This window comes from Pseudomonas sp. SIMBA_068, from assembly GCF_046534705.1.
Taxonomy (GTDB): Bacteria; Pseudomonadota; Gammaproteobacteria; order Pseudomonadales; family Pseudomonadaceae; genus Aquipseudomonas; species Aquipseudomonas putida.
The window spans coordinates 1-237 of the sequence record NZ_JAWRYI010001606.1; the positions used below are offsets into that span (position 1 = coordinate 1).

Sequence of the window (237 nt, forward strand, 5' to 3'; positions counted from 1 at the left end):
GCTTGGCGACCTGTGCAAGGGCCTTTTGCCGGTATTGCTTGCCCGCTTTGCCGGGCTGGACCTGCACGCGCAAGCCTGGGTAGGCGTATGTGCGGTGCTGGGCCACCTGTTCCCGCTGTATTTCTGCTTCCGCGGTGGCAAAGGCGTAGCCACCGCCGCCGGCATGCTCATGGGCCTGTACTTCCCGGCCGCGCTGCTGGCCATCGGCGCCTGGCTACTGACGTTTTACCTTACCCG

Annotated in this window: 1 protein-coding gene; it reads left to right on the forward strand. The window is 65.4% G+C overall.

What is annotated here, in order from left to right; all coding sequences use genetic code 11:
* A partial coding sequence (locus tag SB756_RS35140) for a glycerol-3-phosphate acyltransferase (protein ID WP_410913890.1) occupies positions 1-237 on the forward strand: 237 nt, incomplete at both ends.